The sequence below is a fragment of the Streptomyces sp. NPDC001902 genome (genome assembly GCF_042891295.1).
GTDB lineage: Bacteria > Actinomycetota > Actinomycetes > Streptomycetales > Streptomycetaceae > Actinacidiphila.
The window spans coordinates 49,746-65,433 of record NZ_JBIATA010000019.1 but is presented as its reverse complement, the minus strand read 5'-3'; the positions used below and the strand labels follow the sequence as shown (position 1 = coordinate 65,433).

13 protein-coding genes are annotated in these 15,688 nt (G+C 73.2%); 6 read left to right on the top strand and 7 right to left on the bottom strand.

The features are described 5' to 3' along the window. From ACFYYN_RS27640 to ACFYYN_RS27630, 3 genes are read right to left on the bottom strand one after another with little or no spacing between them, the layout of a single operon-like run. On the bottom strand, positions 1-1,023 hold the full coding sequence (locus ACFYYN_RS27640) for a TIGR03842 family LLM class F420-dependent oxidoreductase (RefSeq protein WP_500547916.1): 1,023 nt from the start codon (positions 1,021-1,023) through the stop codon (positions 1-3). Between the two features lie 20 nt (positions 1,024-1,043). Beyond that, positions 1,044-2,444, bottom strand: a complete 1,401-nt coding sequence (hydA, locus tag ACFYYN_RS27635) for a dihydropyrimidinase (protein ID WP_500547915.1) — start codon at positions 2,442-2,444, stop codon at positions 1,044-1,046. 17 nt (positions 2,445-2,461) lie between these two features. Beyond that, positions 2,462-3,304, bottom strand: coding sequence for a nitrilase-related carbon-nitrogen hydrolase (locus ACFYYN_RS27630; RefSeq protein ID WP_500324319.1), 843 nt, complete (start codon positions 3,302-3,304; stop codon positions 2,462-2,464). Positions 3,305-3,605: 301 nt separating this feature from the next. On the opposite strand from ACFYYN_RS27630, the gene ACFYYN_RS27625 reads away from it, so the two are divergent. Next, complete coding sequence (locus ACFYYN_RS27625) at positions 3,606-4,271, top strand: ArsR/SmtB family transcription factor (protein WP_500547914.1); 666 nt, start codon at positions 3,606-3,608, stop codon at positions 4,269-4,271. A gap of 129 nt (positions 4,272-4,400) precedes the next feature. Then, a complete protein-coding gene (locus ACFYYN_RS27620) occupies positions 4,401-5,129 on the top strand; it encodes an SRPBCC family protein (protein ID WP_500547913.1) in 729 nt (242 codons plus the stop codon). Positions 5,130-5,213: 84 nt separating this feature from the next. Here the strand turns inward: ACFYYN_RS27620 and ACFYYN_RS27615 are convergent, their stop codons facing one another. Beyond that, positions 5,214-7,433 (bottom strand): NADP-dependent isocitrate dehydrogenase, encoded by a 2,220-nt coding sequence (locus tag ACFYYN_RS27615; RefSeq protein WP_500324322.1) that lies wholly within the window; start codon positions 7,431-7,433, stop codon positions 5,214-5,216. Between the two features lie 268 nt (positions 7,434-7,701). Between ACFYYN_RS27615 and ACFYYN_RS27610 the strand changes: the two genes are divergently transcribed. Then, on the top strand, positions 7,702-9,078 hold the full coding sequence (locus tag ACFYYN_RS27610) for an MFS transporter (protein ID WP_500547912.1): 1,377 nt from the start codon (positions 7,702-7,704) through the stop codon (positions 9,076-9,078). A gap of 80 nt (positions 9,079-9,158) precedes the next feature. Further along, on the top strand, positions 9,159-9,578 hold the full coding sequence (locus ACFYYN_RS27605; RefSeq protein ID WP_500547911.1) for a VOC family protein: 420 nt from the start codon (positions 9,159-9,161) through the stop codon (positions 9,576-9,578). Here ACFYYN_RS27605 and ACFYYN_RS27600 read toward each other — a convergent pair. The 3 genes from ACFYYN_RS27600 to ACFYYN_RS27590 form a co-directional block, all read right to left on the bottom strand. Next, on the bottom strand, positions 9,569-11,497 hold the full coding sequence (locus tag ACFYYN_RS27600) for a helix-turn-helix domain-containing protein (RefSeq protein WP_500547993.1): 1,929 nt from the start codon (positions 11,495-11,497) through the stop codon (positions 9,569-9,571). The two genes, ACFYYN_RS27605 and ACFYYN_RS27600, sit on opposite strands and share 10 nt — an antisense overlap. A gap of 66 nt (positions 11,498-11,563) precedes the next feature. Further along, positions 11,564-12,388 carry a 3-hydroxybutyrate dehydrogenase gene (locus ACFYYN_RS27595; RefSeq protein ID WP_500324325.1) on the bottom strand — a complete coding sequence of 275 codons (825 nt, stop codon included), beginning with the start codon at positions 12,386-12,388 and terminating at the stop codon, positions 11,564-11,566. 85 nt (positions 12,389-12,473) lie between these two features. Continuing rightward, positions 12,474-12,959 (bottom strand): NUDIX hydrolase, encoded by a 486-nt coding sequence (locus ACFYYN_RS27590; RefSeq protein ID WP_500338424.1) that lies wholly within the window; start codon positions 12,957-12,959, stop codon positions 12,474-12,476. A 156-nt stretch (positions 12,960-13,115) separates the two neighbouring features. Between ACFYYN_RS27590 and ACFYYN_RS27585 the strand changes: the two genes are divergently transcribed. Together ACFYYN_RS27585 and ACFYYN_RS27580 are read left to right on the top strand one after the other, a co-directional pair. Further along, positions 13,116-14,180 (top strand): O-antigen ligase family protein, encoded by a 1,065-nt coding sequence (locus ACFYYN_RS27585; protein WP_500547910.1) that lies wholly within the window; start codon positions 13,116-13,118, stop codon positions 14,178-14,180. A 465-nt stretch (positions 14,181-14,645) separates the two neighbouring features. Continuing rightward, positions 14,646-15,683, top strand: a complete 1,038-nt coding sequence (locus ACFYYN_RS27580; RefSeq protein WP_500547909.1) for a LacI family DNA-binding transcriptional regulator — start codon at positions 14,646-14,648, stop codon at positions 15,681-15,683. Positions 15,684-15,688: the final 5 nt, after the last annotated feature.

Below are 15,688 nucleotides of genomic sequence, written 5' to 3'. Positions count from 1 at the left end.
TCAGCCGCGGAGCGCGGGGATGACGGTGGAGCCGTAGACGTCGATGGTGGACTCCTTGGCGTCCTGCATGTCGTACAGGGCGAACTGGTCGACACCGAGGGCCTTCAGGGCGCGCAGCTTCTCGATGTGCCGCTCGGCGGTGCCGATGAGGCAGAAGCGGTCGACGATCTCGTCGGGGACGAACGCGGTGTCGGGGTTGCCGGTGCGGCCGTGGTGCGAGTAGTCGTACCCCTCACGGGCCTTGATGTAATCCGTGAGCTCCTGGGGGACCGCGCTCGACACCTCGCCGTACCGGGTCACCAGGTCGGCGACGTGGTTGCCGACCATGCCGCCGAACCAGCGGCACTGCTCGCGGGCGTGGGCCAGCGCCTGCGGGGAGTCGTCCTCGGTGACGTAGGCGGGGGCCGCCACGCAGACCTTGACCTGCGAGGGGTCCCGGCCGGCGGCGACCGCGGCGTCCCTGACCGCTTTGACCATCCACTCGGTCAGGTAGACGTCGGCGAGCTGCAGGATGAACCCGTCCGCCTTCGCCCCGGCGATCGCCAGCGCCTTCGGCCCGTACGCCGCCATCCACACCGGCAGTTGCGCACCGGGCCGCACCCACGGGAACTTCACCACCGTCCCGCCGCCGAGGTCGGCCTCGCGGCCCTCGGCGAGGTCGCGGATGACGTGCATCGCCTCCTCGATGCGGGCGAGGGTGTTGGGCTTGCGGCCCGCCACACGCATCGCCGAGTCGCCCCGGCCGATGCCGCAGATCGTCCGGTTGCCGAACATCTCGTTCAGCGTGGCGAAGGTCGACGCGGTCACCTCCCAGGTACGGGTGCCCGGATTGGTGACCATCGGGCCGACGACCATCCGCTCCGTCCGCGCCAGGATCTGGCTGTAGATGACGAACGGCTCCTGCCACAGCACCGTGGAGTCGAAGGTCCAGCCGTGGGTGAAGCCGTTGCGCTCGGCGCGCCGCATCAGCTCCACGACCCCCGACGCGGGCGGGTCCGTCTGCAGGACGAGACCAAAATCCATAGCTCTGCTCCCTGGGGTGGCTAGACGAGGTACTGGCAGGTCTCGCGGGTCTGGTAGCGGCCGTGGCCGGCCCGGCCCAGGTAGCGGTCCCGGTCGACGACGACGGTGCCGCGCGACATCACGGTGCGGGCCTTGCCGCGTACCTGCTTGCCCTCGTAGGCCGAGTAGTCGACGTTCATGTGGTGGGTGGAGGCGGACATCACCTGCTCCGCGTCCGGGTCGTAGATGACGATGTCAGCGTCCGCGCCCGGCGCGATGGTGCCCTTGCGCGGGTACAGCCCGAACATCCGCGCCGGGGTCGCGCAGGCGATCTCGATCCACCGGCGCCGGCTGATGTGCCCGTCCACCACCGCCTGATGGAGCAGGTCCATCCGGTTCTCCACCCCCGGCAGACCGTTGGGGATCTTCGAGAAGTCACCCCGGCCCAGCTCCTTCTGCCCCACGAAGCAGAACGGGCAGTGGTCCGTGGACACCACCTGCAGGTCGTTGGTCCGCAGACCCTTCCACAGCTCCGCCTGGTGCTCCCTGGGGCGCAGCGGCGTCGAGCAGACGTACTTGGCGCCCTCGAAGTCCGGCTCCGCCAGGTTGTCCGTGGACAGGAACAGGTACTGCGGGCACGTCTCGGCGAAGACGTTGAGACCGCGGTCGCGCGCCGTCGCCAGCTCCGCGACCGCCTGCTGGGCCGAGACGTGGACGACGTAGAGCGGCGCACCGGCCACCTCGGCCAGCCGGATGGCGCGGTGGGTCGCCTCGGCCTCCAGCAGCTCCCGCCGGACCTCGCCGTGGTAGCGGGGGTCGGTCCTGCCCGCGGCCAGCGCCTGCTCGACGAGCACGTCGATGGCGATGCCGTTCTCCGCGTGCATCATGATCAGGCCGCCGTTGTCGGCACCGCGCTGCATGGCCCGCAGGATCTTGCCGTCGTCGCTGTAGAAGACACCGGGGTAGGCCATGAACAGCTTGAAGGAGGTGACCCCTTCGTCGACGAGGAGGTCCATCTCCTTGAGGCTGTCCTCGTTCACGTCCGACACGATCATGTGGAACGCGTAGTCGACGGCGCAGTTGCCCTCGGCCTTGGCGTGCCAGGCGTCGAGTCCGGCACGCAGCGACTCGCCCACCGACTGGACGGCGAAGTCCACGATCGTCGTCGTACCGCCCCAGGCGGCGGCCCGGGTGCCGGTCTCGAAGGTGTCCGAGGCGAAGGTGCCGCCGAAGGGCAGCTCCATGTGGGTGTGCGCGTCGACACCGCCCGGGACGACGTACGTCCCGGTCGCGTCGATCACGGTGCCGGCCGTCCAGCCCTCGGCGACCGTGCTGCCGGTGGTGGCGAGGGCGACGATCTTCTCGTCCTCGACGAGGACGTCGGCGTGGACCTCCTCTGCGGCGGTGACGACCAGTCCGCCGCGGATCAGGGTTCGGCTCACCGGTTCCCTCCCTCCCCTCAGGCCTCGGTCAGCGGGCCGTAGGCGTCGGGGCGGCGGTCCCGGTAGAAGGCCCACTGCTGACGGACCTCCTCGATCTTCCCGAAGTCCAGGTCGCGCACGAGAAGTTCCTCCTCCTTGTCGGAGGCGACGTCGCCCACGAACTGGCCGCGCGGGTCGACGAAGTAGGACGTGCCGTAGAAGTCGTTGTCGCCGTACTCCTCCTGGCCGACCCGGTTGATGGCGGCGACGAAGTACTCGTTGGCGACGGCCGCGGCCGGCTGCTCCAGCTGCCACAGGTACGCGGACAGCCCGCGCGAGGTGGCGGAGGGGTTGTAGACGAGTTCGGCGCCGGCGAGGCCCAGTGCCCGCCAGCCCTCGGGGAAGTGGCGGTCGTAGCAGATGTAGACGCCGACCTTGCCGACGGCCGTGTCGAAGACCGGCCAGCCCAGGTTGCCGGGCTTGAAGTAGTACTTCTCCCAGAAGCCCTTGACCTGCGGGATGTGGTGCTTGCGGTACTTGCCCAGGTAGCTGCCGTCGGCGTCGATCACGGCGGCGGTGTTGTAGTAGAAGCCCGCCTGCTCGACCTCGTAGACCGGCACCACCATCACCATGCGGAGCTCCTTGGCGAGCGCCTGCATCCGCACGATCGTCGGGCCGTCCGGCACCGGTTCCGCCCACCGGTAGTGCTCGGGCTCCTGCACCTGGCAGAAGTACGGGGCGTTGAACACCTCCTGGAAGCCGATGACCTGCGCCCCCTGGGCGGCCGCTTCGCGGGCGTACCGCTCGTGCAGGTCGGTCATCGATTCCTTGTCGCCGGTCCACTTCGTCTGGACGAGCGCGGCGCGCACTACTCGACTCATCGGTCTTCCCTCCGACGTCGCGGCAATGAGCGGGCCGCGAAGGTGAACTCCGGGCCGCTTGACGGCTGACATTAGGAGCCCTGAGGTGCGGGGTGCAGTACCACGCTGTAACGCGCTGGGGCCCCCGGCGTTCCGCCGCGTCACCTGCGCGGACACGGCCCACGGCCGTGTCAGGTCCGTTCGCGCGGCAGGTGAAATCGGTGTTTCGTCCGAGGCCCCGGCGTTACCGGCGGGTGTCCCCGGGCTCACCGACAAGAAATATGGGCTGGACAAAAAAACTTTTCGGTGAGACGGTGGGGCCATGTTGGACGTGAGCGTGATCGAGGACTCGGCGGCCGCCGCTGCCACGCTGGACCCCGTACGGGCCCGCCTCCTCGCCGAGCTGGCGGAGGGGCCCGCGTCGGCGGCCATGCTCGCCGCCCGGGTCGGGCTGCCGCGGCAGAAGGTGAACTACCACCTGCGGACACTGGAGGCGCACGGCCTGGTCGAGCTGGCCGGCGAACGCCGGAAGGGCAACGTCACCGAGCGGCTGATGCGGGCCACCGCGGCCTCGTACGTGATCTCCCCGCTCGCGCTGGCCGCCGTCCAGCCGGACCCCGGGCGTTTCCGCGACCAGCTGTCCGCGCGCTGGCTGCTGGCCGTCGCCGCCCGGCTCGTCCGCGACGTCGGCACCCTGATCACCGGTGCGGCCAGGGCCCGCAAGCGGCTCGCGACGTACGCCCTCGACGGGGAGGTGCGCTTCGCCTCCGCCGCCGACCGGGCCGCGTTCGTGGAGGAGCTGACCCGCGGGGTGAGCGCGCTGATCGCCAAGTACCACGACGCGGACGGCGAGGGCGGTCGCGAGCACCGCATCGTGGTCGCGCTCCACCCCACCGTCAAGGACCCCGGCCCCACGCCAGGGCCGTCCGGGGAGGCCGCACCGGCCGTCGGGCGGGCCACGCCGGCCGCCGTCGAGGAGTCCCCGTGAGCGGCCCGTGACCCGTCGCGGCCGGCACCGCACCGCACCGCACCCGCCGAACACCACCCCCACCACCACCCCACCACCCACCACGTCGTCCGGGCGTCCGGGCCCGTCCCCCGAGGAGCGAGAAGCACCATGTCCAAGGAATTCGAGATCGTCCGCGAGTTCGAGACCGAGGCAAGCCCGGAGGAGGTCTGGGAGGCCGTCACCACCGGCTCCGCCGGCTGGCTGTGGCCCCAGGAGTTCGAGCCGCGCAAGGGCGGCGCCGCGCCCTTCGGCGGCACCCTCACCGCCTGGGACCCGCCGCACCACCTGATCGCCCGGTCGGAGAGCCCGGAGGGCGTCGACAACCAGTTCTTCAACCAGCTCGAGCACGTCATCGAGGAGCGCGAGGGCGGCGGTGCCTGGGTGCGCTACGTGCACAGCGGCGTCTTCGTCGACGACTGGGACAACCAGTACGACGGCGCGAGCAAGCACACCGACTTCTACCTGCACACCCTGCGCCAGTACCTGACCCACTTCACCGGGCGGCCGGCCGCCTTCGCCACGGTGAACGGCCCCGCCGCGTCCACCTCGCCCGACGCCCTCGAGGCCGTCAGCCGCGCCCTCGGCGTGCCGGACGACGCGGCCGAGGGTGCCGTGGTGCGTGTCGAACTGCCCGGCGCCGGGCCGGTGGAGGCCCTGGTCGACTACCGCGACCGGTACTTCGTCGGCCTGCGGACCGGCGACGCGATGTACCGGGTCTTCGGCCGCAACCACTTCGGCGCCCCGGTCGGCGTGAGCGTGCACGACTTCGCCCCCGGCGCCGACGGCGAGCGCGCCGGGCAGCGCTGGCAGGCGTGGCTGGACGGCGTCTTCGCGTAACCGCGCGCCCCACCGCGCCCCCTGCACGGGACCGCCCCGGCTGGATCACCAGCCGGGGCGGTTCGCGTCGTGCTGCCGGTCGCGTCAGGCGAGGGTCGCCAGCGCCTCGTTGAAGGTCGCGGACGGACGCATGACGGCCGCGGCCTTGGCCGGGTCGGGCTGGTAGTAGCCGCCGATCTCGGCCGGGGAGCCCTGCACGGCGATCAGCTCGTCGACGATCACCTGCTCCTTCTCGGTCAGCGTCTGGGCGAGCGGGCCGAAGGCCTTGGCCAGCTCGGCGTCGTCCGACTGCCCGGCCAGCTCCTGGGCCCAGTACATCGCCAGGTAGAAGTGGCTGCCGCGGTTGTCGATGCCACCGAGCCGGCGGCTGGGCGACTTGTCCTCGTTGAGGAAGGTGCCCGTGGCGCGGTCGAGGGTGTCGGCCAGGACCTGGGCGCGGGCGTTGCCCGTGGTGGTCGCCAGGTGCTCGAAGCTGACCGCGAGCGCGAGGAACTCGCCGAGGCTGTCCCAGCGCAGGTAGTTCTCCTTGACCAGCTGCTGGACGTGCTTGGGCGCGGAGCCGCCGGCGCCGGTCTCGAAGAGCCCGCCGCCGTTCATCAGCGGCACGACCGACAGCATCTTGGCGCTGGTGCCCAGCTCCAGGATCGGGAAGAGGTCGGTCAGGTAGTCGCGCAGCACGTTGCCGGTGACGGAGATCGTGTCCTCGCCGCGACGGATGCGGTCGAGGGAGAACTTGATTGCCTCGACCGGGGACTTGATCTCGATCTGCAGGCCCTCGGTGTCGTGCTCCGTCAGGTACTGCTTCACCTTGGCGATGAGGTTCGCGTCGTGGGCGCGCTCCTCGTCCAGCCAGAACACCGCCGGGTCGCCGGTCGCGCGGGCGCGGGTGACGGCGAGCTTGACCCAGTCCTTGATCGGCGCGTCCTTGGTCTGGCAGGCGCGGAAGATGTCGCCGGCGGAGACGGCCTGCTCCAGCACGACGTTCCCGGCCTGGTCGACCAGGCGGACGGTGCCGGTGTGCTGGATCTCGAAGGTCTTGTCGTGGCTGCCGTACTCCTCGGCCTTCTGCGCCATGAGACCGACGTTGGGCACCGAGCCCATCGTGGCCGGGTCGAAGGCGCCGTTCGCGCGGCAGTCGTCGATGACGGCCTGGTAGATGCCGGCGTAGCTGCTGTCCGGGAGCACCGCGAGGGTGTCGGCCTCCTGACCGTCCGGGCCCCACATGTGGCCGGAGGTGCGGATCATGGCCGGCATGGAGGCGTCGACGATGACGTCGCTCGGGACGTGCAGGTTGGTGATGCCGCGGTCGGAGTCGACCATGGCCAGGGCCGGGCCCTCGGCCAGCTCCGCCTCGAAGGAGGCCTTGATCGCCGCGCCGTCGGCCAGGGACTCGACGCCCTTGAGGATGCCGCCGAGGCCGTCGTTGGGGGTGAGGCCGGCCGCCGCGAAGGTCTCGCCGTACTGGGCGAAGGTCTTGGGGAAGAAGGCGCGGACCACGTGGCCGAAGACGATCGGGTCGGAGACCTTCATCATCGTGGCCTTCAGGTGCACCGAGAACAGCACGTCCTCGGCCTTGGCGCGCGCGACCTGCTCGCCGAGGAACTCGCGCAGCACGGCGACGCGCATGACGGAGGCGTCCACGACCTCGCCCGCGAGCACCGGCACCGACTCGCGCAGCACGGTGGTCGTGCCGTCGTCACCGACCAGCTCGATGCGCAGCGCGCCGTCCTCGGCGATGACGGCGGACTTCTCCGTGGAACGGAAGTCGTCGGCGGTCATGTGCGCGACGTTCGTCTTCGAGTCGGCCGACCACGCGCCCATGCGGTGCGGGTGCGCCTTGGCGTAGTTCTTGACCGACGCGGGGGCGCGGCGGTCGGAGTTGCCCTCGCGCAGGACGGGGTTGACGGCGCTGCCCTTGATCTTGTCGTAGCGGGCGCGCACGTCCTTGTCCTCGTCGGACTTCGGGTCGTCCGGGTAGTCCGGCAGCGCGTAGCCCTGCGCCTGCAGCTCGGCGACCGCGGCCTTCAGCTGCGGGATCGAGGCCGAGACGTTCGGCAGCTTGATGATGTTCGCGGCCGGGGTCTTGGCGAGCTCGCCGAGCTCGGCGAGGGCGTCGGCGATGCGCTGGCCCTCCTCCAGGTACTCGGGGAAGCTCGCGATGATGCGCCCGGCCAGGGAGATGTCACGGGTCTCCACGGCGACTCCGGCCGTGGAGGCGTACGCCTGGATCACGGGCAGGAACGAGTACGTCGCCAGCGCCGGCGCCTCGTCGGTGTGCGTATAGATGATGGTCGAGTCAGTCACCGGGTGCTCCGCTCCACGTCTGCAACATTGCTCGACATCAAGATATCTCGTGAGCGGCCGCCACTCGAATGGACCCTCCCGGCGCCGGGGCACCACCGCCCGGCCCCGCCCCGGCCACGCCGGGTACCCCGGGCGGGACGCTCATGGTGCCCGCCCGCATACCCGGCGGCATAACTGTGGTGTTCCACCACATGGGAGCGTGACGTGGCCGTTTCTACGGTGTGGCGACATCGGAAACGTCCCCGTCCCCCGCCCGGAAGTGGTGACCATGGCAACCCCGGCACCCGCGCCCACCGCACCCGGCTCGCTCCGCAGAATCGTCGCGGCGAGCCTCATCGGCACCACCATCGAGTGGTACGACTTCTTCCTCTACGGCTCCGCCGCCGCGCTGGTCTTCAACAAGCTGTTCTTCCCCAACGAGGAACCCCTGGTCGGCACGCTGCTGTCGTTCCTCACGTACGCCGTCGGCTTCGCCGCCCGCCCGGTGGGCGCCCTCGTCTTCGGCCACTTCGGGGACCGCCTCGGCCGCAAGCGGCTGCTGGTGCTGAGCCTGCTGCTCATGGGCGGCGCGACCTTCTGCATCGGCCTGCTGCCGACGTTCTCCACGATCGGCGTCGCCGCACCGGTGCTGCTCACCATGCTCCGCCTCGTGCAGGGCTTCGCGCTCGGCGGCGAGTGGGGCGGCGCGGTGCTGCTGGTCTCCGAGCACGGCGACGCGAAGCGGCGCGGGTTCTGGGCCTCGTGGCCGCAGACGGGCGCGCCGGCCGGGCAGCTGCTCGCCACCGGTGTGCTGTCGGCGCTGACCGCGCTGCTCTCGGACGCCGCGTTCACCTCGTGGGGCTGGCGCATCCCGTTCCTGCTCTCGGGCGTGCTCGTGATGGTGGGGCTGTGGATCCGGCTGTCGGTGGACGAGTCCCCGGTGTTCAAGGCGGCGCTGGCCAGGGCGGAGGCCCGCAAGACGGAGGAGTCCACGATCGAGCGGCTGCCGCTGGTGTCGGTCCTGCGCGACCACTGGCGGGACGTCCTGGTGGCGATGGGTGCCCGCATGGCGGAGAACATCAGCTACTACGTCATCACCGCCTTCGTCCTCGTCTACGCCGTCGAGCACGCGGCCCTGGGCAAGCAGACCGCGCTGAACGCCGTGCTCATCGGCTCCGCGGTGCACTTCGCCGTCATCCCGGCCTGGGGCGCGCTCTCCGACCGCGTCGGGCGCAGGCCGGTGTACCTGCTGGGCGCGGCGGGCGTGGGCCTGTGGGCCTTCCCCTTCTTCGCGCTGATCGACACGAAGAGCTTCCCGGCGCTGCTGCTGGCCGTCACGGGCGGCCTGGTGCTGCACGGCGCCATGTACGCGCCGCAGGCGGCCTTCTTCTCCGAGATGTTCGCGACCCGCATGCGCTACTCCGGGGCCTCGATCGGCGCCCAGTTCGCCTCCGTGGCCGCGGGCGCCCCGGCTCCGCTCATCGCGACCGCGCTGCTCGCGTCCTACGACAGCTCGGTCCCCATCTCGCTGTACGTCATCGCCGCCGCGCTGCTCACGCTGGTCGCGGTCGGGGTGGCCAAGGAGACGCGCGGCCGGGACCTCGACGCCGTCGACTCCGGGACCGCGGAGGACGCCCCGCTGGCCCGGTCGGCCCACGCGGGCTGACCCCGTGCGGACACGTTCCGCACCCCCTGGTACGTGGACCCCGTCACGGTGTGTCAGTGGCGGGGTCTACCGTCGTGACCGTGGGTGACACGAGAGAGATGACGGGGGTGCTGCACCATGTCGAGCTGTGGGTTCCGGAGCTGGAGCGCGCGGACGCCGAGTGGGGCTGGCTGCTGGGCGAGCTCGGCTACGTCCGGTACCAGCGGTGGGAGGCGGGCCGCAGCTGGCGGCTGGGGGCGACCTATATCGTCGTCGAACGGTCACCGGACCTCGTCGAGGGGCCGCACGAGCGCCGCAGGGCGGGGCTGAACCACCTCGCGTTCCATGTGGCGGGCCGCGCGGAGCTGGACGCCCTGGTGGCCCGCTCGCCGGGGCACGGCTGGACGCTGATGTTCCCCGAGCTGCATCCGTACGCCGGCGGCGAGGAGCACTACGCCGCCTACCTGGAGAACGGCGACGGGTTCGAGGTGGAGCTGGTCGCGGGCGCGGATCAGACCTGACCGGCGGGGCCCGGCGGGCCCTCCTGCCCGGCCGAGAGCCGGTGCAGGCGCAGCGCGAGCTGGATCTCCAGCGCACGGTCCGGGGCCTGCCAGTCGGCGCCGAGCAGGTGGGAGATGCGCTCCAGGCGCTGCGCGACGGTGTTGACGTGCACGTGGAGGGCGTCCTTGGTGCGCACGGGGCTCATCCCGCTGGCGAAGTAGGCGTCCAGGGTGCGCACGAGGTCGGTGCCCCGGCGGCTGTCGTAGTCGGCGACGGCGCCGATCGTGCGGTGCACGAAGCCGTCGACGTCGCGCGACTCGGTCAGCAGGAGCCCGAGGAAGCCGAAGTCGTCGCCCGCGGCGCCCTCCCCGACCCGGCCGAGGGCGCGCAGCGTGTCGCCGCAGCGCTGCGCCTCCGCGTAGGCCAGGGCGACGGCGCCGGGCCGCCCGGCCGGCGCGTGGACGGGGCCGGACGCCCCCACCGTGACGGCCGCCTGCACCGCCGTGCCCAGCTGCTGGGCGATCCGGCGGGCGGTGGCGGAGGCGTCGGAGCCCGGCTCCAGCGGGAGCAGCAGCACGGTGCCCCCGTCGCGCGCTGCGGCCAGACCCCGCCGGGTGGCGGCGAGGTGGGAGGCGGCCGACCACAGCCGCTGCCGGTCGGCTGCGGCCCCGGCGTGCTCCTCGCCGACGCGGGCGGCGAGGACGACGTGCGGGGCGTCGAGGTCCGCGCGGAGCCGGCCCGCGCGTTCGCGCAACAGTGCGGGGTCACGCTGCGGGGCGTCGAGCAGGTCGTCCAGGAGTTCGCCCCGGAAGCGCTGCTCGGCCTCGGCGGCGGTGCGCCGGGCGAGCAGCAGCAGGGAGGTGACCATGGCGGCCCGCTCCAGCGTGCGCTGGTCGACGGGGTCGAGTTCGGGGTGGCCGTGCAGCACGAGCGCGCCCAGCAGTTCGCCGCCCGCGGTGACGGCGGCCGTCCAGGTCTGGCCCTGCCGTACGGCGTGGCCGTCCTTCCGGGAGCGGGCCACGGCGTCGGCGAGCACGTCGGGGACGGGGTCGCGGTCGGTGCCGACGACCCGCACCGTCCCGGAGAGCACCTCGGCGACGGCGTCCGCGACGTCGTCCACGCCGCCGCCGCGCAGGACGAGTTCGGTGAGCCGGTCGTGCACCTCGGAGGCGCGTTCCAGCACGGCGCTGTGGCTGCGGATGGTGTCGTTGGCGGTGCCCAGGTCGGCGAGCGCGGACCGGGTCTCCTCCAGCAGGTTCGCCGTGTCGATGGCGACGGCGGCGAGCGAGGCGAGGGAGGCCAGCAGGGCGATCTGGCCGCGTTCGAACACCCGGGCCCGGCGGTCCGCGGCGTACAGCACCCCGATGACGCCGGTGCCCAGCACGAGGGGCACGCCGAGGATCGCCACCAGGCCCTCGTCGTGCACGGCCGAGTCGATCGGGTGGGTGTGCCGGAAGCGCTCGTCGTCGAAGTAGGACTCGGTGACGTAGGGCAGCGCGGTCTGCGCCACCAGACCGCCGAGCCCCTCCCCCATCCCGAGCCGTACCCGCTGGAACTCGGCGGAGACCGACCCCTCGGTGACCCGCATGTAGGTGTCGCCGGCCTTCCGGTCGATCAGGCTGAGGTAGGCGACGTCCGTGCCGAGCAGGGACCTGGCCCGCTGCACGATGGCCTGCAGCACCGAGTCCAGGTCGCGCAGGCCCGCGAGGTCGCCCGCCGTCTCGAACAGCGCCGACAGTTCGGCCTCGCGCCGCCGCCGGCCCTCCAGTTCCGCCCGCACGCGCAGGGCCAGCAGCTTGGCCTGCTCCATCTCCGCGAGCACGGCGGGGGGCGCGCCCTCGGCCCTGGCCGCGAGGACCGGCCGCTCGTACTCCTCGGCCGGTGCCCCGCGGGCGAGCAGCCGCAGGAAGGGTGCGTCGGAAGGGCTGTGGGGAGCCATGGTTCCGCCGTCGTCGTCGGGGGCGTGGAGTGGGTCGCGGGGCACGCTGTCAGGGATACCGGCAGATCAGTGCGCCGTCCATCCACCGTCCATGGTGAGCGAGGCACCGGTGATGAAGGACGCCTGCGGCGAGCAGAGGTAGGCGGTCAGTTCGGCGACCTCCTCCGGCTCCACCAGCCGCTTCACGGCGGAGTCGGCGAGCATGATCTCGGTGACGACCCGCTCGGGATCGATGCCGTGCGCGGCCGCCTGGTCGGCGATCTGCCGCTCGACGAGCGGGGTGCGCACATAGGCGGGGCTGATGCAGTTCGAGGTGACGCCGCGGGCGGCACCCTCCAGGGCGGCGGTCTTGGACAGCCCCTCAAGCCCGTGCTTGGCCGAGACGTAGGCGCTCTTGTAGGCCGAGGCCCGCAGTCCGTGGACGGAGGAGATGTTCACGATCCGGCCCCAGCCCTGCCCGTACATGTGCGGCAGCGCCCCCCGGATCAGCCGGAAGGGCGCCTCCAGCATCACCCGCAGCACCGTGGCGAAGACGTCGGGCGGGAAGTCCTCGATGGGGCGGACGAGCTGCAGCCCGGCGTTGTTGACCAGGATGTCGGTGCCCGCGGCGGCCTGCTCGGCGGCGTCGAGGTCGGTCAGGTCCAGCGTCACGGTCTCGACGGCGCCGGGGCGGCCGCCCGCCGCGGCCTGTTCCGCGAGCTCGGCCAGGCCTTCGGCGTCCCGGTCGGCGGCCCGCACCTTGGCACCGGCCGCGGCCAGGCGCAGGACGCACGCGCGGCCGATGCCGCCGGCGGCGCCGGTGACGAGCGCGGTGCGTCCGTCCAGGTCCGGCGGCCCGGACGGCGGGACGGGGCCTGCTGCGGGACGGGGCGCGGGGGGCGTGGGCGTCATGCACTGCAGGCTAGGCAGCGCGTGGGCCCCGACCGATGTGTGCGCCGCCCACACTCGTGGCACCGCCAATGGGGGTGGCGCACACTCACTCCTGCGGCGGCCCCGCGGGCTCGAACCAGGTCGGGCCGTCGGACAGCGCGTGCTTGAGGCGCAGCCGCCCGTGGTTGCCGAGGTCGGGCAGACCGTCCACGTCGAACCAGCCGACCTCCAGCGACTCGTCGTCCGCGACCCGGGCCCGCCCGCCGACGGCCCGGCAGAGGAAGGTGATGTCCACGTACTGGCAGCGGTCCCCGTTGGGGTAGAGGACCGGGTCGATCGTCTGGACCAGGACGACGCGCTCCACGACCGCGCGCACGCCGGTCTCCTCCAGCACCTCGCGGACGGCGGTCTCGGCGGGTTGCTCGCCGGGTTCGGCGATGCCGCCGATGAGGGACCAGCGTCCGTTGTCCGCCCGCCGGTTCAGCAGGACGCGGTCGTCGTCGTCGAGGACGACCGCCGTGACACCGGGCAGGAGCAGCTGCCGGTGGCCGACGAGGGCCCGCAGCTCGCGGAGGAATTCGGGAATCGGCACGCCGCCGAGCCTACGTCCTCGGCCGGACCCTCCCGTGGATCAGGTCCGTGAGCGCGGCACTTGCCGTTCGCGCACGGGATCTCCACATCCCGAGCCCCCAGCGGTTACGGTGACCCCCGGGGCCGGGGGGTTCCCCGGGGGTCAGGGGGTGCGCTGATGGACACGCGAACCGGTGGCACGCGGTCAGGCGTCGGGGGCGCCGGCGACGGCCCGGCGGAACGCCCGCGCTCCGGATGGACGGACGCGGTCGGCGCGCTGGTCCTCGCCGGCTGCGCGGTGTGGTCGCTGGTCGCCGCGGCGGGCCGCCCGGCCCGTCCCGAGGGCGTGCTCCTGGCCGTCCTGGCGGTCACCGCCGGATACGCGGCAGGCCGCGTTGGCGGCGCCCTGCGTCCGGTGGCCGTCCCCGCCGTGGCGGCCCTGACCGCGGTCGTCCTGGTGGTCGCCCTCCCCGGTCGCCTGTCCGGCGGCCCGGACACCCCGCCGCTCGGGTACGCGAACGCCGACGCCGCGCTGATGGTGCTCGCCACCGGCGCCGCCTGCTGCGCAGCCTGGGCCGCGCGGACCCGACCGCTCCGGCTGGGCCTGCGCCTGCTCGGCGCCACGGCGGCCGGGTTCGCGCTGGCCGTCGGCTCCGCCGCGGGGTTCGCGGCGTGCCTCGGGGTGGTCCTGTGCTCGCTGGCCGCCGACCGCACGCGCCGCGCGGTCGGCCTCGCGGGCCTGGCCCTGGGCCTCGTCGTGGCGGTCGGCGGCACCTGCGCGGTCGCCGTCGACGCCCTGCCGCCGGGGCTGTCGGCCTCACTGTCCGGGCAGCTCACCCCGGCCCGGGTCCGGCTGTGGCACGACGCCCTGGAGACCGCCCGGGACCATCCCGTACGCGGGATCGGCCCGGGCCGCTTCGCCGAGGCGGGCACTGCACCGGCTCCTTCGGCACCCGGCGGGGGCACGCCGCAGTCGGCGCCCCTGCAACTGGCCGCCGAGCAGGGACTGCCCGGCGTCGCCCTCCTCGGCGCCTCCTACGTCTGGCTGCTCTGGGCCCTCCAGCGCTCCCCGCGCCCGACCCCCGTCGTCCTGACCACCGCGGCCGCCCTGACCGGCCTCGCCATGCAGTCCGCCGTCGACCACGTCCTCAGCTACCCCGCCGTCACCGCCGCCGCCGGCCTCCTCGCCGGCCTCGCCACCTCCCGCCCCCTCGGCGGCCCCCCGGGCCCCGGCGGCACATGAGCCTCCGGCCCACCCTGCCGCCTCGCCATGTCCGCGCGCGACGTCGGCGCAGCGTCGGAAGGGGGCGTCCCACGACCGCCTCCACTGCGTGCAATCCAGAGCGCGGGAGGCCCTGCGTCATCCGCGCAAGCACCCCGCGGCGGCGCGGCACGTGAACCCCCGCTCACGTCACCGCCCCCGCATCGCCGCCCGGGCGAAGCCGCCGGTGCCCACCGAACCGAACGCGCCGATCGCGGCGCCCAGCGGTGCCGCTGTTGCCTCGTCCACACGGGACGCCCTCCCGGCGTCCCGTCGCTGCCGCCCGCACCGGCCCTCCCCGGCTCGCGGCCTGGGTCACACACCGGCACGACGGGGCGGGGGCCATTGCCTCACCCCGGGGGGCCGACATAGCATCGTGCTCCGTAGTGGTGAATCGATTCGACGAATCGATTCGACAACCCGGCACACGGGTCGCGAAGGAGCCGCATGACCACGATCAAGGACGTCGCCGAGCGCGCCGGGGTCGCGCCGAGCACCGTGTCGTACGTTCTGAGCGGCTCGCGCAAGATCTCCGAGGACACCCGCCGCACCGTGCAGCAGGCGATCGACGAGCTCGGCTACCACCCGCGCGCGAGCGCCCGCACGCTGCGCAGCGCGCGCACCAACGTGCTGGCACTGGCGTTCCCCCGCGTGGCGGGCGGCTACCGGGCGGTCGACGGGCAATTCGCCATCTACATCAGCGACGCGGCCCGCGCCCACGGTTACGACGTCCTGCTCATGACCGCGCGGGAAGGCGTGCCGGGGCTGCGCCGCATCGCGCGCGGCGGCCAGGCGGACGCCGCGATCCTGATGGCCGTCGAGATGGAGGATCCGCGCATCGCGGCCATGCTCGAACTCGGCTTCCCCACGGCGCTGCTGGGGCGGTCCGCCGACGACACCGCGCTGCCGTGGACCGATCTGGACTGGGAGGCGGCCGCCGCCCTCGCCGTCCACGAGGTCGCCGCCGCCGGCCACCGGGACATCGCGTACCTGGCCACCACCGAGCGCGAGATCCAGGCGCGGCGCGGCTACGCGATCCGGGGCGTGGCCGGAGCCCGCCGCGCGGCGCCGGAGACCGGGGCCGACGTGCGCGTGCACCAGTCGACCGGGGACATGGCGCGGCTCGCGCGGCGCATCGGCACCCTGCTGCACGGCGAGCGCCCGCCGACCGCCCTGGTGGTGCAGCACGTGGCGGCGCTCCCGCACGTCCTCGCCGCCGTGGCGGCGGAGGGGCTGCGGGTGCCCGAGGACCTGGCGGTCGTGGCGGTCGGCAACCTCCCCGACGACGTGGGCGGTCAGGACCTGCCGCGCATCGAACTGCCCGTCCCCGAGATGTCCGCCGAGGTGACACGGCTCGCCGTGGAGGCCATCGCCGCCCACGCGCAGGGCACGCCACCCACGCCGCCGGGGCACCGGCTGATCCCCCCGGCGCTCGTGCCGGGCCCGCTGATCGCCCCGCCCCGCCCGCGCACGGCCGGCGCCTGAACCCG